The organism is Rhodococcus sp. P4_F3_2 (assembly GCF_056401335.1).
In genome coordinates, this window is the sequence record NZ_JBFUJN010000009.1 from 16426 (window position 1) to 34334 (window position 17909).

17 protein-coding genes and 1 pseudogene are annotated in these 17909 nt (G+C 64.0%); 10 read left to right on the plus strand and 8 right to left on the minus strand.

Annotated features, from left to right (window positions below):
* Window positions 1–75 precede the first annotated feature (75 nt).
* Both AC1DWA_RS11895 and tatB read left to right on the plus strand, forming a co-directional pair.
* Window positions 76–1554: a S1C family serine protease gene (locus tag AC1DWA_RS11895; protein WP_477916668.1), complete on the plus strand. Its 1479-nt coding sequence runs from the start codon at window positions 76–78 to the stop codon at window positions 1552–1554.
* Window positions 1555–1628: 74 nt separating this feature from the next.
* The gene (tatB, locus tag AC1DWA_RS11900; RefSeq protein ID WP_003945177.1) at window positions 1629–2021 is read left to right on the plus strand and encodes a Sec-independent protein translocase protein TatB; all 393 of its coding nucleotides are present in this window, start codon (window positions 1629–1631) and stop codon (window positions 2019–2021) included.
* Window positions 2022–2038: 17 nt separating this feature from the next.
* On the opposite strand, the pseudogene AC1DWA_RS11905 reads toward tatB, so the two are convergent.
* The 5 genes and pseudogenes from AC1DWA_RS11905 to AC1DWA_RS11925 form a co-directional block, all read right to left on the minus strand.
* A pseudogene (locus AC1DWA_RS11905) lies at window positions 2039–3049 on the minus strand (Mrp/NBP35 family ATP-binding protein); the annotation flags it as partial.
* Window positions 3050–3073: 24 nt separating this feature from the next.
* On the minus strand, window positions 3074–3925 hold the full coding sequence (locus tag AC1DWA_RS11910) for a lytic transglycosylase domain-containing protein (RefSeq protein ID WP_477845793.1): 852 nt from the start codon (window positions 3923–3925) through the stop codon (window positions 3074–3076).
* Window positions 3926–4070: 145 nt separating this feature from the next.
* Window positions 4071–5495, minus strand: coding sequence for a lytic transglycosylase domain-containing protein (locus AC1DWA_RS11915; RefSeq protein ID WP_477916649.1), 1425 nt, complete (start codon window positions 5493–5495; stop codon window positions 4071–4073).
* Window positions 5496–5610: 115 nt separating this feature from the next.
* Complete coding sequence (locus tag AC1DWA_RS11920; protein ID WP_003945067.1) at window positions 5611–6153, minus strand: DUF1003 domain-containing protein; 543 nt, start codon at window positions 6151–6153, stop codon at window positions 5611–5613.
* Window positions 6150–7436 (minus strand): magnesium transporter MgtE N-terminal domain-containing protein, encoded by a 1287-nt coding sequence (locus tag AC1DWA_RS11925; RefSeq protein WP_019749352.1) that lies wholly within the window; start codon window positions 7434–7436, stop codon window positions 6150–6152. The genes AC1DWA_RS11920 and AC1DWA_RS11925 overlap by 4 nt, the downstream gene beginning before the upstream one ends.
* A gap of 72 nt (window positions 7437–7508) precedes the next feature.
* Here AC1DWA_RS11925 and AC1DWA_RS11930 point away from each other — a divergent pair, with 72 nt between their 5' ends.
* From AC1DWA_RS11930 to AC1DWA_RS11955, 6 genes are all read left to right on the plus strand, one after another.
* A complete protein-coding gene (locus tag AC1DWA_RS11930; RefSeq protein ID WP_020908461.1) occupies window positions 7509–8471 on the plus strand; it encodes an HpcH/HpaI aldolase/citrate lyase family protein in 963 nt (320 codons plus the stop codon).
* Window positions 8472–8577: 106 nt separating this feature from the next.
* The gene (locus AC1DWA_RS11935; protein ID WP_003945065.1) at window positions 8578–9072 is read left to right on the plus strand and encodes a general stress protein; all 495 of its coding nucleotides are present in this window, start codon (window positions 8578–8580) and stop codon (window positions 9070–9072) included.
* Between the two features lie 227 nt (window positions 9073–9299).
* A complete protein-coding gene (locus AC1DWA_RS11940; protein WP_264614592.1) occupies window positions 9300–10637 on the plus strand; it encodes an ABC transporter substrate-binding protein in 1338 nt (445 codons plus the stop codon).
* A gap of 80 nt (window positions 10638–10717) precedes the next feature.
* Window positions 10718–11599 carry a carbohydrate ABC transporter permease gene (locus tag AC1DWA_RS11945; RefSeq protein ID WP_044480569.1) on the plus strand — a complete coding sequence of 294 codons (882 nt, stop codon included), beginning with the start codon at window positions 10718–10720 and terminating at the stop codon, window positions 11597–11599.
* A 1-nt stretch (window position 11600) separates the two neighbouring features.
* Window positions 11601–12431, plus strand: a complete 831-nt coding sequence (locus AC1DWA_RS11950) for a carbohydrate ABC transporter permease (protein WP_019749348.1) — start codon at window positions 11601–11603, stop codon at window positions 12429–12431.
* Window positions 12432–12435: 4 nt separating this feature from the next.
* Complete coding sequence (locus AC1DWA_RS11955; protein WP_019749347.1) at window positions 12436–13605, plus strand: ABC transporter ATP-binding protein; 1170 nt, start codon at window positions 12436–12438, stop codon at window positions 13603–13605.
* 3 nt (window positions 13606–13608) lie between these two features.
* Here AC1DWA_RS11955 and AC1DWA_RS11960 read toward each other — a convergent pair whose 3' ends face one another.
* Complete coding sequence (locus AC1DWA_RS11960; protein WP_477845794.1) at window positions 13609–13845, minus strand: hypothetical protein; 237 nt, start codon at window positions 13843–13845, stop codon at window positions 13609–13611.
* A gap of 126 nt (window positions 13846–13971) precedes the next feature.
* Between AC1DWA_RS11960 and AC1DWA_RS11965 the strand changes: the two genes are divergently transcribed.
* Together AC1DWA_RS11965 and AC1DWA_RS11970 are read left to right on the plus strand one after the other, a co-directional pair.
* On the plus strand, window positions 13972–15225 hold the full coding sequence (locus tag AC1DWA_RS11965; protein WP_477845795.1) for a sensor histidine kinase: 1254 nt from the start codon (window positions 13972–13974) through the stop codon (window positions 15223–15225).
* A 23-nt stretch (window positions 15226–15248) separates the two neighbouring features.
* The gene (locus tag AC1DWA_RS11970; RefSeq protein ID WP_069146316.1) at window positions 15249–16355 is read left to right on the plus strand and encodes a winged helix DNA-binding domain-containing protein; all 1107 of its coding nucleotides are present in this window, start codon (window positions 15249–15251) and stop codon (window positions 16353–16355) included.
* On the opposite strand, the gene AC1DWA_RS11975 is transcribed toward AC1DWA_RS11970, so the two are convergent.
* A complete protein-coding gene (locus tag AC1DWA_RS11975) occupies window positions 16348–17211 on the minus strand; it encodes a hypothetical protein (RefSeq protein ID WP_003945080.1) in 864 nt (287 codons plus the stop codon). The genes AC1DWA_RS11970 and AC1DWA_RS11975 overlap by 8 nt on opposite strands.
* A complete protein-coding gene (locus AC1DWA_RS11980) occupies window positions 17201–17899 on the minus strand; it encodes a metallophosphoesterase family protein (RefSeq protein WP_003945097.1) in 699 nt (232 codons plus the stop codon). The genes AC1DWA_RS11975 and AC1DWA_RS11980 overlap by 11 nt, the downstream gene beginning before the upstream one ends.
* Between the last annotated feature and the right edge of the window lie 10 nt (window positions 17900–17909).

Here is a 17909-nt window from a genome sequence, read left to right on the forward strand (position 1 = left end):
CGCCGCGCGCCAGCTTCCCGGCACGGATCAGTGATACTGGACAACGTGACTGACGGAAAGAGGGGGCACTCCGGAGTGAGCTCGGATTCTTCGGCAAGCGGTTCGGCGGATCGACCGGCAGATGCGCCGGTGCTCGACCCCCGGCCGGTGTACCGACCTCAGATCGATCCGGCCTCGCGCCAGGTGTTCGGTCGACCGAGTGGAGTCGAGGGCTCGTTCACTCCGATTGCCACGCGATCGACCCCGTCTTCCGACGTCGTGATCGGGAATCCGGACCCGGTTCTGGCCGAAGCGTTCGGTCGACCCGCAGACGCCACCGAGTCGATCGGTCGCGATCCCGAGGCGTCGGCGAACAACACACCCGACGAAGAACCCCCGCGTGATCCGTGGCGCGATCMTGAATCCGAGGTCTCGCTGGGCAAGCCTGCAGAGTCCGAGGCGCCGGTGCAGTTGCCTCCCGCCCAGAAGCTCGACGTGCGTGAGCTGTTGTTCGGTCGCAAGGTCGCCCCCTCAGCACTGGCCGCGCTTGCGGGCATGGCACTTGTCATCGCTCTTGTCGGTGGCTTGCTCGCCACTGTCATCACCGCCGATCGCAGTTCACTCACCAGCTCACGTGTCACGCTCGTTCAATCCGGCGGCGGTGAACAGCCGGAGTCGCAGGTGGCGAAGGTCGCCGACGCAGTGCTGCCTTCCGTGGTGTCGATTCAGGTCGCCGTCGGTGACCAGGGAAGTACCGGCTCCGGTGTGGTCATCTCGGGTGAGGGGTACATCGTCACCAACAACCACGTGATCTCCTCGGCAGTACCGCCCGCTCAGGACGCGAAGATCCAGGTGATCTTCTCCGACGGAACCAAGACCGATGCCCAGATCGTCGGACGTGACGTCAAGACAGACCTCGCGGTGCTCAAGGTGTCGGCCAACAATCTGACGGTCGCTCAGCTCGGAAAATCCGAGGATGTTCAGGTCGGCGACGACGTCGTCGCCGTCGGCTCACCGCTCGGATTGAGCAAGACTGTCACCCGCGGAATTGTCAGTGCGCTGAACCGGCCTCTGCGTTTGTCGGGTGAAGGCACCGACACCAACGCCGTCATCGACGCCGTACAGACCGATGCGGCGATCAACCACGGCAACTCGGGTGGTGCACTCGTCGACGACGAAGCCCGCGTCATCGGTATCAACACGGCCATGCTCAGCGAGTCCGGTGGTTCGGTCGGGCTCGGCTTCGCGATTCCGATCGATACGGTCACCGAGGTGGCGCAGACCATCATTCGCGACGGCAAGGTTCATCACCCCGACATCGGCGTGAATGCCCGCACCGCGGTCAACGACGCGACCAGCGGTGCTGCGGTGGCCAACGTCCGCGACGGCAGCCCAGCTCAGCGTGCGGGGATCGTCGAGGGTGACGTCATCGTCAAGGTCGGTGACCGACCGGTGACGAGTGCCGACGAACTGGTGGTTGCGGTCAACGCGACGACCGTCGATCAGCCGGTCAACGTCCAGTTGATCCGCGACGGACGGCAGGTCGACATTTCGGTCACGCCTGTGTCCGACTGATCGGACCCTGCGATCTTCCTGTGAGGTTGATCCGGACATGCGCGCACCGAGCGAGCACACAGTAGGCTGACCCTGTGTTTGGCAACATCGGTTGGGGCGAGTTCATGATCCTCCTCGTAGCGGCTCTGGTCATCTTGGGACCTGAGCGGCTTCCTGGTGCGGTCTCCTGGGTCACGAAGTCCCTGAGGCAGGTGCGCGAATATGCTTCGGGCGCTTCCAATCAGCTCAAGGAAGAACTGGGCACCGATTTCGAGGATCTGCGTAAACCACTCGCAGATCTGAACAAGCTGCGCGGAATGACGCCGCGCGCCGTGATCACCCAGCACCTTCTCGACGGCGACGACTCCATCTTCACGGGCAACTTCGACAAGAAGCCGCAGAGTGGAGTGCAGGAGCCGAAGACGCTGTCGAAGGACAAGCCACTCACCGCGGGCGAACGTCCTCCTGTGGACTTCGACGCAACCTAGATTCGACATACGAAAGGGGGGGGGGCGGCGTCGCCTGCCTCGCGGACGGACGGGTCCAGCGGAATCTGTCCGAGAAGCGGAACCTTGGCGCCGACGGCCTTCGTGAGGCGATCGGAGACGGTCTGCCCGCCGCCTTCGCCGAACACGTCCATGCGGGTGCCGTCGGGAAGTTCGAGCCACGACATGTTCTCGACGACGCCGGCGACGCGCTGGCGGGTCTGCAGGGCGATGGCGCCCGCTCGCTCGGCGACCTCGGCAGCGGCCTGCTGCGGTGTGGTGACGACCAGGATCTCGGCGCTCGGGATGAGCTGAGCCACCGAGATGGCGATGTCACCGGTGCCGGGCGGCAGATCGAGCAGCAGCACGTCCAGATCGCCCCAGAACACGTCGGCGAGGAACTGCTGGAGCGCGCGGTGAAGCATCGGTCCGCGCCAGACGACAGGAGTGTTGCCCTGGGTGAACTGCGCGATGGAGATCATCTTCACGTCGTGTGCAACCGGCGGCATGATCATGCGCTCGACCTGAGTGGGCTTGGCGTCGGTGCCGAGCATGCGGGGGATCGAGTGACCGTAGATATCCGCGTCGAGTACGCCGACAGACAGTCCGCGCGCGGCCATTGCTGCCGCGAGATTGACTGTCACACTGGACTTTCCGACGCCACCCTTGCCGGAGGCTACGGCGTAGACGCGGGTGAGTGAACCCGGCTGGGCGAACGGGATGACGGGTTCGGCGGAATCGCCGCGAAGCGACTTGCGGAGCTCGGTCCGCTGGGCGTCGTCCATGACGTCGAGTTCGACGCGGATCGCACCGACCCCGGCGACGTCGGCGACGGCCTTGGTGACGCGTTCGGTGATCTCGGTGCGCATCGGGCAACCGGCGGTCGTGAGATAGATGCCGATGTCGACGCTGTTGTCACTGGAGAGGGAGATCCCCTTGACCATCCCCAGCTCGGTGATGGGTTTGCGGATCTCTGGGTCCAGAACTCGCGCGAGCGCGGAGCGAACGTCGGACTCGGTCAGTACAGACATGACTCCATGGTAAGTCCAGGTAGGTCAGTGGATGCGCGGCAGGTCCGATGCGGCGGGCACGATGCCGGTGGAGTACCCGAGCGACCAGGCCAGAACGTTGGCAACGTAGGCGGCCGAGTTGTTGTAGCGGTGGATCGCGGAGGCAACCTGGGTTACGTCCTGCATGTTGAGTCCGCCGTCGCACAGGTACTTGCCGGTGGTCAGTGCGGAGTCGAAAAGGTTCTGGGGGTCGGCGATTCCGTCACCGTTGCCGTCGCCGGCGTACTGGTTCCAGGTGGACGGGATGAACTGCATCGGGCCGACCGCGCGGTCGTAGACGGTGTCGCCGTCGAGGGCGCCGCCGTCGGTGTCCATGATGACGGCCTGGCCGGGAAGGCTGCCGTTGAGTGGCAGGCCGATCACGGGCTTGTAGAGGTTGCCGTTCGCGTCGGCGTCCTTGCCGTCGTTGGCGTGGCCGGATTCGACGCGGCCGATACCGGCGAGGAGTGTCCAGTGCATGTTGCAGTTGGGCTTTTCGACGGCGAGGATCCGCTCGGCGTTCTGGTATGCGGCGACGCTCACGCTCGGGATTCCGAGTGCACCCTCGGCCATGGAGGCTGGGAGCGGGGGAGTCGCCTGCACGGGAGCCAACGGCGCGGGGGCGGGAGCGGGCTCGGCGATTGCTTCGACGGCGGGCAGAATCTGCGCTTGCGGTTCCTGCGTGGCTTGCGCGGCAGTGTCCACCGTTTCGGCGGAGCTGGTGTTGAAGAACGGAACCTTGGGAGCGGCGCCGGCCGTGTTGGCTGCGGTGACGAGTCCGATAGGGATGAGTCCGGTGAGCGCGATGACCGAATTTCGACGGATGTGCGAATCTGTCTTCTTGCTGTGCCGACCCACTGTGTATGCCTCCTGAACCTCCGCGAGGAGGTTTTCCGTTCAACTGACGGAGTCGAGGCTACCTGATTTGTTGCGCTTCCGTTATTCAACCGTGATCTGGAAGGGCAGTTTGGGGCATATGCACTGTTCTTTCGTGATTTTTTGGTTACAGAGCGGGCATGCCGGGAAGGCCCGGGAAGAACGGCGCGAATGCCGGAGCCGGGGCCGGTTCCGGTGCGGGGGCCGGTGCGGGTGACGGAGCGGGCTCAGGCGACGGGGCAGCCGGCGGCGAAGATTCCGCGGGCGCTGCGTCGGTGGTGGCGGGTGCCGTGGCGGCTACTGCCATTCCTGGGACCGTGCACGGCAGAAGGATGCCGTCCTGCAAGGCGTCGAGTGCTGCTGGATCCGGAAGGATCACGCACATGTCGTCGGGCCAGCGCCATCCCTCAGCCGTCAGAATCGGCCAGACGAGACCCCGTGAGGTGAGGACGGGGAGCGGGATGATCGGACCGGGAGCCGCGTTCCGGGCGGCGTTGGGTCCCGGAGTGGGGCTGGTCGGCGTTACTCCCGGCGGGATCAGTGCCTGGATCTCGGGTGAGAGCGCGGGCATGTCGGGCAGACCTGGGAAGAGAGGGGTGGTGGTCGGAGTCGGCGTCGTCGACGCAGATTCCTTGTCGCCTGCCGCCGGGTCGGTAGCTGCAGCAGCGGCGAGAACGGCCGAAGCGGCGGAGTCTGCCGAGGCGGCGGCGTTGATCGCCGAGCTGCCGGTGTTGATGCCGGTGGTGTACGGGAGCTGGCCGGAAGGAATGACACCGTTCTTGTATGCCGTCGACCACATGATCACGTTTGCCGCGTAGGCGGCCGAGTTGTTGTACCGCAGAACAGCTTTGGTCTCCTGGGCGACATCGCGCAGGTTGAGGCCGCCGCTGCAGAGGTACTTCGCTGCCGAGAGCGCCGCATCGAAGACGTTGTTGGGGTCCTTGATTCCGTCCCCGTTGCCGTCGCTGGCATAACCGGCCCAGGTGGCCGGAATGAACTGCATCGGCCCGACAGCGCGGTCGTGGGTCGGGTCTCCGTCGATCGCGCCCTTGTCGGTGTCCCGAATGACTTCGTTGCCTGCCAGCCGTCCGTCGAGGACAGGGCCGAGGATCGGGGTGACCGTCGTACCCACCGACGTCGTCTTGCCGCCGTTGGCGTGACCGGATTCGATGCGTCCGATGCCGGCCAGGAGATGCCAGGGGATGCCGCAGCCCGGCGCCTCGGTCATCATCACCAGTTCGGCGGAGCGGTACGCGTTCAGAACGATCTCGGGGATGCCCAGAGAGGTGAGGACGACGGCCGCAGCGTTGGGCGCTGCCGGAGCGCCGGCGACCGTATCGCTGGGTKGGGCCGATCGTTGCGTTCGGACGGTGCGGGGCGTCGGGAGGAAGTCGACAGAGTCCGGCTGCGCAACGGAGGCGGAGCCTGCGAGGGCGATGGGGACCTGCGACCCGCCGGATGGTGCGCTTCCGGCCGTGAGGGCTGCTGGACCTGTTACGACAAGCAGTCCCCCCACCAGTGTGGATGCTGCAATCATTCCGCGTACTCGCACGATTCCCCTTTGCTGGTGCTCCCGCCTCGGAGTACCCACCGTGATAATCCATCCTGCTGTGACTTACGTTACATATCGGTCACGGTGCGTGCAGCAAAACTCAGCGAACGCTCAGCTAGTTGTGACTTTGTTTCGCAGTATTCGAGTCACGGTGCTTCTTCTTCGGGGTCGGTTCGCCGTCGGCGGCAAGGATCGACTTGATCTCCTCGAGCTCCCGCCGCAGGTAGTCGCGGGTGGCGACCTCGCCGACGGCGATGCGCAGCGCTGCGAGTTCGCGAGCGAGGAATTCAGTGTCCGCTTTGGTTTGCTCGGCGCGTGAGCGGTCCTCCTCGAGCGAGACCCGGTCGCGATTCTCCTGACGATTCTGGGCCAGGAGGATCAGCGGCGCCGCGTAGGCGGCCTGGGTGGAGAAGGCGAGGTTGAGCAGGATGAACGGATACGGGTCCCACTGCAGCGCCACCGCGAACACGTTGATCAGGATCCAGACGATCACGATGATCGTCTGGATCGCGAGATAACGCCCGGTACCGAGGAAGCGGGCGATGCGTTCACTGACGCGTCCGACAGCTTCGACGTCGAAATCGAGATTGAACCGGCGGCTTCCGCGAGGCGTTTCCAGTCGTTGCCGTGCGGTCGTGCTCGACGCCCGTTCGCTCATCGGAGTAGTTCCTCGTCGTCGGAGTAATCCTCACGCCAGTCTTCCGGCAGGAGGTGATCGAGCACGTCGTCGACTGTCACGGCCCCGATCAGGTGGTTCTCGTCGTCCACGACCGGCCCGCACACCAAGTTGTAGGTCGCGAAGTATCGGGTGACCGACGCCAGCGAGTCGTCCGGCGCCAACCGGGGCATGTCGGTGTCGAGTATTCCGCCCACAAGGCTGGCGGGAGGCTCGCGGAGAAGCTTCTGCAAGTGGACGCAGCCGAGATACCGCCCGGTCGGAGTCGCCGTCGGCGGACGTACGACGAAGACCATGCTCGACAGCGCCGGGGTCACGTCGTAGTTGCGGGCGCGGGCAAGGGCCTCGGCGACGGTCGTCGAGGCCGTCAGTACCACCGGTTCGGGCGTCATCAGACCACCGGCAGTGTCCGGGGAGTGCTCGAGCAGGCGTCGAACAGGTTCGGAATCCTGCGGGTCCATCAACTGCAACAGTGATTCGGCTTCGGTCTCGGGCAGCTCGCCCAACAGGTCGGCGGCGTCGTCGGGATCCATCGCTTCGAGTAGATCGGCGGCACGTTCGACTTCCAGGTGCATCAGCAGATCGGTCTGATCGTCCGCCGGCAGTTCCTGCACGACGTCGGCGAGGCGTTCGTCGTCGAGCGCCACGGCCAGTTCGTGGCGGCGCTTCTCCGGCAGTTCGCGCATGGCGTTGGCCACATCGGCGGGTCGCATGCCTTCGTACTGCAAGAGGAGGTGAGCTACGCCCTGGCCGGGGAGCGAGAGATCGCTCTGGGTGAGGCCGGCGACGTGCTGCCAGTCGACGATGTGAATCGCGGCGCGTCGACCGAGGCGTCCGCGATGGCCGCGAACCGCGACCTTCGAGACGACCCAGTCTCGCGTTCGCGTCGATTCGATCCCGAGGTCGACGACTATCGTGTCGACGCCGTGAAGCTCCTCGAGTTCCGGGTCGTCCACGCGCACATGCGAATCGAGTACCTGCGCCAGCGCGAGTACTTCACCCGGCCGCTGGTTGAAGCGCCGCAAACTGACGTTGCCCGTGGTCAGGGTGACCGCACTCGGCTCGATGGCTGTCACCCGGAGCATCGGAACGAAAATGCGTTTGCGCGTGAACATTTCGATCACCAGACCGAGAACCCGCGGTTGCTGGCGTCCGATACGGACCGTGATGACGACGTCGCGCACACGACCGATCGATTCGCCGTCCGGGCCGAGTACAACCAGGCCGGCAAGCCTGGCTGCAAATACCTTGCCTGCTGCTGCCATGATTGCAAGGCTAATTCGTCCAGCGTCAAAATCTGCAACGGCGCCACCGAAAATCGAGAAGGGCAGTCCGCAATGACTTCACGCAACCGTTCCCGTCGATCGGTATTGGCAGTTCCCGGCAGCAGTCGGAAGATGATCGACAAGGCGAAGGGATTGCCCGCCGACGAGATCTTCCTCGACCTCGAAGACGCGGTGGCGCCGTTGGCGAAGCAGGCGGCACGAGAGTCGATCGGCGACGCGTTGGCCGAGGACGGGTGGGGCAAACAGGTCAAGGTCGTCCGGGTCAACGACTGGACGACCGAATGGACGTATGCCGACGTAGTGGAGGTGGTCGGCCGCGCCGGAGCGCATCTGGACGCCATTCTGCTGCCCAAGGTTCCCGACGCGAGTCACGTCCAGGCACTCGACTTGTTGTTGACGCAGGTCGAGAAGGCCAACGGTCTCGAGGTCGGCAAGATCGGAATCGAGCCGCAGATCGAGAACGCGATCGGCTTGACCAACATCGACGCGATCGCCACCGCGAGTCCCCGCGTCGAGGCACTCGTGTTCGGCCCGGCCGACTTCATGGCGAGCTTGAACATGCGAACTCTGGTCGTCGGTGAGCAACCGGACGGCTACGACCGCGGTGACGCGTATCACCACATCTTGATGACCATCTTGATGGCCGCACGTGCACACGGCGTCCAGGCGATCGACGGTCCGTACCTCCAGATTCGCGACGTCGAGGCTTTCACTCGGTCGGCGGCGCGGACGGCAGCGCTCGGCTTCGACGGCAAGTGGGTTCTGCATCCCACGCAGATCGAGGCGGCCAACGAGGTGTTCAGTCCGCGCCAATCCGATTACGACCGTGCAGAACTCATCTTGGACGCGTACGCGTTCCACACCTCGGCCGCCGGAGGAGGGCGGGGCGCCGTCATGCTCGGCGACGAGATGATCGACGAGGCGAGTCGCAAGATGGCACTGGTGATTTCGGCCAAGGGCCGCGCAGCGGGGATGACGCGCACGTCGGAATTCACGCCGCCCGAACACGCCTGACGCTCGCATAGCCGAACGAATCAGGTCTGTAAAGGGCACAATAGGGGTAGATGTACTTGCGTCGTCCGCGTGGATGACGTGCCCGAAAAGAGGAGCGCAGCCAGCCATGTCCAATCCGCTCGGTCAATCGTCGAATGGGTCGCGCCGTGGAGCGTTGCCGACACCGCCTTCGGGATGGCCCATCGGGTCGTACCCCACCTACGCCGAGGCGCAGCGCGCAGTCGATTACCTCTCCGATCAAGAATTCCCGGTTCAGGACGTCACGATCGTCGGCGTGAACCTGATGCAGGTCGAGCGAGTTCTCGGCCGGTTGACGTGGGCCAAGGTGATCGGTGGTGGCATCGTCTCCGGTGCCTGGCTGGGTGTCTTCTTCGGCCTGGTGCTCGGAATCGTCACCGGCGGGTTCCTCGCTCCGCTGATCGCGGGCATCGTGGGCGGCATCATCTTCGGTGTCATCTCCACGACCATCCCGTACGCCGCGACGCGTGGGCAGCGGGACTTCGCCTCGACGATGCAGTTGGTCGCCGGACGTTACGACGTACTGTGTGAGCCCAAGACGGCGGAGTCGGCGCGCGACCTGCTCGCCAAGCTCGCCATCTGACATTCTCGCTCGGGCTGCCAACTTGTGTGATCTCGGTTACTTTATGTACACGCGGGCGAGGTAGTACTCGCTTCCCGTGACCGTTTGCCGGACAAGGAAATAGGTCCCTTCTCCGGGAAAAGTGCCGATGTGTGGTGCGTCGGCCAGCCGAATCGACTGTGCCGTCTCGCCGCCCGAGGAGGACGGCTGTGCAGAACAAGAGATTGCAGGCGGGGCAGAAGAAGAAATTGAGGGTGGGGCTGCTCAGCGCGGCGACATTGTTGTTGGCGCCCTTGCTCAGTGCGTGTGGATCAGACAATGACGACGGCGTGGTGCTGTCCTTCTACACCGCCGCCGACGGCGCCGAGCAGTATGCGGAGGCCGCCGCCAATTGTTCGGCGGCGTCGAACGGCGCGTACCGGGTCGAGCAGAAAACTCTGCCCAAGGGTGCCGACGACCAGCGACTTCAGTTGGCCCGGCGTCTGACCGGCAATGACAAGTCACTCGATCTGATGACGCTCGACGTGGTGTGGACTGCCGAATTCGCCGAAGCCGGATGGGCATTGCCGCTTCCTGACGACGTGGCGGCCGAGGTCAGCAACGGGACTCTCGCGGGTCCGCTGGAGTCGGCGAAGTGGCAGGACCAGCTCTATGCGGCGCCATTGAACACCAACACCCAATTGCTCTGGTATCGAAAGGATTTGATGCCGGACGGGCAACCACCCCCAACCTGGGATCAGATGATCGACATCTCCGAAGGCCTGGCCGCGGAGGGGCGCCCCAGCTGGATCGGTGTGCAGGGCAAGCAGTACGAAGGATTGATGGTCTGGTTCAACACCCTTCTCGCCAGTGCCGGCGGATCGGTGGTGGGGCCCGACGGAACAACCGTGACGGTGGCCGACGGTGATGCTGCCCAGCAGGCGCTGACCGTCATGAAGCGCGTCGCTACCGCGAAGGGTGCGGATCCCTCGATCTCGCAGGGGGATGAAGCGTCGTCGCGACTGGGTATGGAGAGCGGCAAATCTGCCTTCCAGGTCAACTGGCCGTTCGTGCTGCCCGGCATCATGGAGAACGCCGAGAAGGGCGATCTGCCGTACATCGACGACAAGGGCAACGTCACCAGTGAGAACACCGGAAACACGGTGCTCACGGTGAACGGAGAACGGAATTTCCTTGCCGCTCCGTATCCCTCGGTGATCGAGGGTAAGCCGGCCGAGGTCACGATCGGCGGCTTCAACGTAGCGGTGGCCAAGACCAGCCAGCATCCGGACCTCGCGTTCGAGGCGCTCACCTGTCTGCGTAACGAGGAGAATCAGCGCAACAACGCGGTAGCCGGTGGCGTTCCGCCGACTCTCGAGAGCCTGTACGACGACCCGGCGTTCCAGGAGGCGTACCCGGCGTGGCGTGAGGTTCGCGACAGCCTGGACACCGCTTCGGTTCGTCCGGTTTCTCCTGCCTATCAGAGTATTTCGACGCTCATCACTGCCACGCTGAACCCTGTGGGAAACATCGATCCGGAATCGACCGTGAACGATCTTGCCGAGCAGGTACGTAAGGCAGTCAATTCCGAGGGGCTGATTCCGTGACGATCGACAGCGAAAATTCGGGAGCTGCACCAACAGTCGCGACGCCCTCGCCGGAGCCGAAGCACTCCGCGAAGTCGAAGATGTCGGACGGAAAGGCGGCCGAGCGTCGCCTCGGTCTCTGGCTGGTGGCCCCGGCCGCGATTCTCATGATCGCGGTGACCGCATATCCGGTGGTCTACGCCGTTTGGCTGAGTTTGCAGCGCTACGACCTGCGCTTCCCGGATCAACGAAAGTTCGTGTGGTTCGACAACTACGTGTCGGTGCTGACCGACGGTTACTGGTGGCAAGCGTTCGCGGTGACGACGTCGATCACTGTCGTCTCGGTCGTCATCGAGTTCGTTCTCGGACTGACCATCGCACTGGTGATGCACCGAACGATCGTGGGTAAGGGGCTCGTCCGCACCGTTGTGCTCATCCCGTACGGCATCGTCACCGTCGCGGCGGCATACAGCTGGTACTACGCGTGGACGCCGGGGACCGGCTACCTCGCCAATCTCCTGCCCGACGGCAGTGCGCCGCTCACCGACCAGATCCCGTCGCTCGCGATCATCGTCCTTGCCGAGGTCTGGAAGACGACGCCGTTCATGGCGCTGCTCCTGCTGGCCGGCTTGGCGCTCGTGCCCGATGACCTTCTCAAGGCGGCTCAGGTGGACGGCGCCGGCGCGTGGACCCGGTTGGTACGCATCATCCTTCCGCTGATGAAGCCCGCCATCCTCGTCGCTCTGCTGTTCCGCACACTCGACGCATTCCGCATCTTCGACAACATCTACGTGCTGACGAAGGGAGCGAACGACACCGGGTCGGTGTCGATTCTGGGTTACGACAATCTGTTCAAGGCATTCAACTTGGGCATCGGATCCGCGATCAGCGTGCTGATCTTCGTGTGTGTGGCCGTGATCGCGTTCATCTTCATCAAACTTTTCGGTGCTTCGGCTCCCGGATCCGATACGGAAGGACGCTGACATGACCGTGACTCCCAGACTCAAGATCAGCTGGTCCGTCGTCAACCTTCTGGTCTTGCTGTACGCGCTGGTTCCCGTCCTGTGGATCGCCAGCCTGTCCTTCAAACCGGCCGGAACCATCAAGGACGGCAAGTTCATTCCGGAGAAGTGGACCCTGGACAACTACCGAGGAATCTTCGACACCAGCGCCTTCACCAGTGCTCTGATCAACTCCATCGGTATCGGACTCATCTCGACGGTCATCGCCGTGGTGATCGGGACCATGGCGGCGTACGCCATTGCGCGCCTGGATTTCCCGGGCAAGAAGCTGCTGGTGGGTGTTGCACTGCTGATCGCGATGTTCCCGCAGATTTCATTGGTGAGCCCGCTGTTCGACATCGAACGACGGCTCGGACTCTTCGACACCTGGGCCGGACTCATCCTGCCGTACATCACCTTTGCGTTGCCGTTGGCGATCTACACGCTCTCGGCGTTCTTCAAAGAGATTCCGTGGGAACTCGAGAAGGCGGCTCAGATGGACGGCGCGACGCCGGGTCAGGCGTTCCGGAAGGTGGTGGCTCCTCTCGCCGCGCCCGGCATCGTCACTGCGGGCATCTTGGTTTTCATCTTCTGCTGGAACGATCTGTTGTTCGCGATCTCGTTGACGTCGACCGAACGCTCAATCACCGCCCCTGCGGCCATCGCGAACTTCACCGGCGCTTCACAATTCGAGGAGCCCACCGGGTCGATTGCCGCGGCCGCCATGGTCATCACCATTCCGATCATCATCTTTGTTCTGTTCTTCCAACGTCGTATCGTGGCCGGGCTAACTTCCGGCGCAGTGAAGGGATAAGCCTGTGGCCGAGATCGTGCTGGACAAGGTGACCAAGCTGTACCCGGACGGAGCCAAGGCGGTCAGTGATGTCGACATCACCATCGCCGACGGAGAATTCATCATTCTCGTGGGCCCGTCCGGTTGTGGAAAATCCACGACCCTCAACATGATTGCCGGGCTGGAAGACATTTCGACCGGCGAGCTGAGGATTGCGGGTGAACGCGTCAACGAACGCGCCCCCAAGGACCGCGACATCGCGATGGTGTTCCAGTCGTATGCTCTGTATCCGCACATGACGGTGCGCCAGAACATCGCGTTCCCACTGACATTGGCGAAGATGTCCAAGGACGAGATCAACGCCAAGGTCGACGACGCGGCGCGGGTGCTCGACCTCACCCAGCATCTCGATCGCAAACCGGCGAACCTGTCGGGCGGTCAGCGTCAGCGTGTCGCGATGGGACGCGCAATCGTGCGCAGCCCGAAGGCGTTTCTCATGGACGAGCCGCTTTCCAACCTGGACGCCAAACTGCGCGTGCAGATGCGGACGGAGATCGCCCGACTGCAGCAGCGACTCGGTACGACAACGATTTACGTGACCCACGACCAGACCGAGGCGATGACGCTCGGCGATCGGGTAGTCGTGCTGCGCGGCGGAATCGTGCAACAGATCGGTGCGCCGCAGGAACTCTACGATCGTCCGAACAATCTGTTCGTGGCGGGGTTCATCGGGTCCCCGTCCATGAACTTCTTCCCCGGACAGTTGACGGCGGACGGCGTCAGCACGCCGATCGGCGATGTTCGCCTGCCCGCGGCGGCGCAGTCGAAGATCTCGGGCAGCGGCTCGGGCAAGGACGTCGTGGTCGGTATCAGGCCGGAACATTTCGAGGACGTGGCGCTGGTCGATGCAGCGCAGAAGCCGCACGGTGGGACGTTCACCGTCGACGTCGACGTGCTGGAATCGATGGGTTCCGACAAGTACGCGTATTTCCTCGCTGGTGGCCCCGCCGTCAATTCTCGTGAACTCGAGGAACTCGCCGCCGATTCGGGAACGGCCGTCGCTGGTGGCGGTCAACTGGTTGCCAGGCTCTCGTCGGAGTCCACCGTGGCCCAGGGCAGGTCTATCGATCTGTGGTTCGATCCCGCCAAGATCGCAGTGTTCGACGGCGGTACGGGAGCCAATCTGCTGCTGTGACCTTTACCCGGGCAAGGTGACCGAATACGTCGCGCCCCAGGGGAGCGGTCCCTGTTCGGGGCCGGGCGCTGCGTCGGCCGGCTCGGGCAGGGGGACCAGGCGGCCGAATTGTTCGTGATGGGTGGAGGCCGGGGCGGCTTGCGCTGTCCCGGCGACCACGGCGATCGGCGCCGCTGCCAGGGCGCCGGCGACGGCAAATCGAGTGGCGATGCGGCGCTTGCTTGCTCGGGTCGAGATCATGAGCACTCCTGCGTGGTTTCGAGGTTCGGTGAATGCTGTGCCATTCACGGTATTGCGGGTTGATTGTGAAATCTCGTGTGCGAAGCTCATTCACAGGGAACTGGGATGGGCGGCACAGGAGGACAGATGAACGAATCCTCGGTACGAACCGAGCACCTGCCCGGCGGCCCGGACCTCGAACGGATCATGCGCGAACACGCCTACCGCGGTGCGTACCTCCAACTGACGGTGCGCGGCGCTCTGGTGCTGTTCATCGCCCTGACGCTGATCTTCGTCCCGCCGATGAACGACGCGGGATGGTGTTTCGCGATTCTGGGCGCCTATGCCCTCTGGTCGGCAGCCGTGGCGCTGTGGATCCGCAAAGGCGGCACCGGCCCGGTGACGATGATCTGGCTCGGCTTGTTCGTCGACCTCGCCGTGCTCGCAACTCTGACATTGCTGACCGGTCTCGCAGCCGAGCAGAGTTGGACCGCCGACATCTTGAGCAACGGGCTCTTCGTCATTCCGGTTCTTGCGTGTACGCAACTGCGGACGGACGTGTGTGTCGGCGTCGTTGCGTGCACGATCGGTGTGTTTTTTGCTTCCAGTTGGGCAACGATGACTTCGAATTCCGAGCCGTGGCCGTCGATCCTGCTGAGTACCATGGCCTTGGCCGGGGTGGGTGCGGGCGCAATCGGATTGACTCGGATTCAAAGATCACGAGTGTTGACCATCGGGCACCTCGTCGGGCATCGCACGAGCCTTCTGGCCGAACTCATGGGGCTCGAGCAGCGTGAGCGCACAGAACTGTCCGAGCAATTGCACGACGGGGCGCTCCAGTACGTTCTCGCGGCGCGGATGGATCTCGACGAATTGGCAGGCAGTGCGGAACCCGTCGCGTTGGCGCGAGCCGGGAAAGCGCTCGGTGAAGCGACAACGCTGCTGAGATCGTCCGTCTCGGAACTACATCCCACAGTTCTCGTCCACGTTGGCCTTGCCCGCGCGATCGGGGACCTCGCGCGCTCGGCGCAGGGACGCGGCGGAGTGGTGGTCGACGTCGACACTTCGGGCTGGAACGACGATTTACGCACGTCCGCGGACGAGGTCTTGTTCGGCGCCACCCGAGAGCTTCTGGGCAACGTCGTCAAACATGCCGGCGCGCAGAACGTCCGGATCGAGCTTGCGCGGCTGGACCACCGTGTGGTGCTCGTGGTCTCGGACGACGGTCGGGGGATCAGCGCCGATCGGATTGCCGAACGACGGGCCGCCGGGCACATCGGACTGCTCTCGCACGAACTGCGTGTGGTTGCCGCTGGTGGCTCGTTCTCGGTCGGACCGGGTGAAGAGTCCGGAACCCTCGCGCGAGTCGAGATACCGTTCGAGATCGTCACCGCCCCCTGACCACGATCGTTGAGGAGTTGTCGATGGCTGCACTGATCACAGATCGCGAGCTCAACCTGGCGACTCTGGCGCGGCAGTTCCTGCTGCGGCGGGCCGAGGTCAGCGCGTTGGATGCGATCGAGCACCTGGCAGGTCTGCAGGCCCAGGCGCCGAATCCGCCCTACCTGGCACTGTGGGCACGGCTGAAGAACTTTGCGGCAGAAGACCTCTCAACCCTTGTCGAGAAGCGCCAGGTGGTGCGGCTGGTTGCCATGCGGGGCACGGTCTTTGCCCTCTCGGCCGCCGATGCGGGTCCCTTCCGTGCCACGGTTCAGACGATCATGGAACGCGATCTCCACACCAACAGCACTCAGCGTGCGGCGCTCACCGGGTTGGATCTCGACGCGCTGGCGCAGGCGGGGCGTGACCTGGTAGCGGACGGGCCGCTCACTCAGATGCAGATGAGACCGATACTGGCAGAGCGCTTTCCCGGCCACGCGGCCGAGGGACTGGCGCACGGAGTTCGAGGGCTTCTGCCGATGGTGCAGGTGCCACCGCGAGGTCTGTGGGGACGATCCGGAGCGCCGGCACTGACGACCTTGGAGAATTGGCTTGGCGCAGAAGTGAGTTCATCTGCAGATCCCGACGCGATGGTGCTGCGCTATCTGGCTGCCTTCGGGCCCGCGAGCGTGAAGGATGCGCAAGCATGGTCGGGGCTCACGAGACTCGCCGAAGTCTTCGAGAGGCTACGTCCCGGCCTGATCAACTTTGTCAACGCGAAAGGGGCCGAGGTGTTCGACCTGCCGGATGCGCCACGACCGAACTCCGGAACACCGCCGGTCAGAATCCTTGCTCCGTTCGACAACATCCTGCTCTCGCACGCCGACCGCTCGCGAATCATGGACGAGCAGTATCGAACTCGCGTCTTCACCGTCAACGGCATCATCAAGCCCGCCATCCTGGTGCGCGGAAAGGTGGTGGGATTCGCGACGGTGACGCCGGCCAAGGAGACGGTCGAGTTGAGCGCGACTCTGTTTGCGCAGCAACCGAAGACCGCACTCGCGTCCATCGAGAAAGAAGCGCGTTCGTTGCTGAAGTTCATGCACCCGAAGATCCCGACCCGAGAGGTGCGGTTCGCTGTCGCTACGTAGCAGGCTTGTGCTTTCGCGGTGCTCGATCGCGTAGTTCGGCCACGATCTCGTCATTCCACATGTGCCGCCGCACCAGTCGGTACCGCTCCCGGGCGATCCACAAGTACGCTTCGGCGTCGGTGTGCTCGGGCAACATGTCGGCGCCCCTCAGCATTCGCACGACGGGGAGAAACTCCTCGCCGAACCAGCGCCGGGCGACCGTGTCTCGGCCGAGGAACTCGCCCTTTTCCTGCATGAGCCGAAAACCCCACGCCTCCACGCACTCACTGAGTTCGGCGTACTCCCACGGGTCGGTGACCTGGACAGCTTCGCGTTGTGAACCCTGCAGCGGAACGCGAGTGAGGAAGAGTCGGCGATGGTCCTTGATGAGCAGATCGGCGCGCTGAGTGATGCCTTCCGGCGAGATGCGCGTGATGATCTCGGTGACGTACGCGTCGATTGTCTTCTGGTGCATCGCACACGCAATGGACACTCGGTGGTGTCCGTCGATCACGAAATGCATGGAGCCGACACGGTACAACTGAACGGGTGGCACCGATTCGCCGCGTCGTTGCGCCACCGCAAGTCGCTCCCAACGAGCGCGCGAATGAGTGGACGTCGGACGGAAGTACCTGTCGAAATCACCTGTGCGGTCGACACTTCCGACTATCGATTCGATGGTGACGACCTGTAGACCCAGAGACTTCTCACCAACCTTGCCGAGCGCTGCGACAACCTCGTCGAACGGCAGGATCGCGTTGACGTCGTCCGGTTCGCGTCGTAGCCAACTGACCAGACGGGCAACGTCGGCGCGTCGACGCTGACGAGCGAAGTCGTTTTCCGCGTCGGCTGTGGGAAATCCGGTGTCACGAGCCATGTCGGCGCCTCACGATCGTCGGCGGAGTACCTGGGGAAATCTCCATCAGCGTGAAGCCGACGGTATTGAGCACGATAGTCCGGCCTACCTCCAGATCGAGAGGTGTTCGCCCGTGCGGGTGGATGTGTCCGTGAATCATGACCGTCGGATCGAGGGTGCGGATCAAGGGGGTGAAGCATTCGAACCCACGATGTGGCCGATCCTCGGCGTCGCCGACACCGCGGGCGGGGCTGTGGGTGAGCAGCACATCCACGCCCGCCCGGCCGCCGGGAAGCCGCGATTGCCAGGCGTTTCGCCAGGTGAGCGAGCGGGCGCGTCGGCTCTGCTGGCGCTCGGACCACTGATTGGGACCCGTGTTGTATCGGATGGAACCACCGAGGCCCGCGATCCGCAGACCGGCGACGGTCACGATGCGTCCGTCGGCGTTGACTGCGCCGGTCGGGCCGGGCCACTGCGCCGGCATACCTGCCCGCATCCAACCGGATCTCTTGTTCGAATATCCGGACAGATCGACGTCGTGGTTCCCGGGAACGAACACGCAGGGCGCATTCAGTTGGTCAGACAGGTACTCCAGATACGCAAACGGCAGATCGCCCGCGCCGAGGATCACGTCGACTCCGAGTGAACGAACTTGACTGCTCCACAGGAATTCGACGGTCTCGTCGCTGACAGCGAGAACGGAGACCATTTCGACGACG

Coding starts and splice junctions, on each gene's coding strand:
- AC1DWA_RS11920 (WP_003945067.1), bottom strand. CDS start 6,153: ATGAGCGAACGGGCGTCGAGCACGACCGCACGGCAACGACTGGAAACG.
- AC1DWA_RS11975 (WP_003945080.1), bottom strand. CDS start 17,211: ATGGCTCGTGACACCGGATTTCCCACAGCCGACGCGGAAAACGACTTC.
- AC1DWA_RS11925 (WP_019749352.1), bottom strand. CDS start 7,436: ATGGCAGCAGCAGGCAAGGTATTTGCAGCCAGGCTTGCCGGCCTGGTT.
- AC1DWA_RS11930 (WP_020908461.1), top strand. CDS start 7,509: ATGACTTCACGCAACCGTTCCCGTCGATCGGTATTGGCAGTTCCCGGC.
- AC1DWA_RS11960 (WP_477845794.1), bottom strand. CDS start 13,845: ATGATCTCGACCCGAGCAAGCAAGCGCCGCATCGCCACTCGATTTGCC.
- AC1DWA_RS11970 (WP_069146316.1), top strand. CDS start 15,249: ATGGCTGCACTGATCACAGATCGCGAGCTCAACCTGGCGACTCTGGCG.
- AC1DWA_RS11965 (WP_477845795.1), top strand. CDS start 13,972: ATGAACGAATCCTCGGTACGAACCGAGCACCTGCCCGGCGGCCCGGAC.
- AC1DWA_RS11935 (WP_003945065.1), top strand. CDS start 8,578: ATGTCCAATCCGCTCGGTCAATCGTCGAATGGGTCGCGCCGTGGAGCG.
- AC1DWA_RS11945 (WP_044480569.1), top strand. CDS start 10,718: ATGTCGGACGGAAAGGCGGCCGAGCGTCGCCTCGGTCTCTGGCTGGTG.
- AC1DWA_RS11980 (WP_003945097.1), bottom strand. CDS start 17,899: ATGGTCTCCGTTCTCGCTGTCAGCGACGAGACCGTCGAATTCCTGTGG.
- AC1DWA_RS11950 (WP_019749348.1), top strand. CDS start 11,601: ATGACCGTGACTCCCAGACTCAAGATCAGCTGGTCCGTCGTCAACCTT.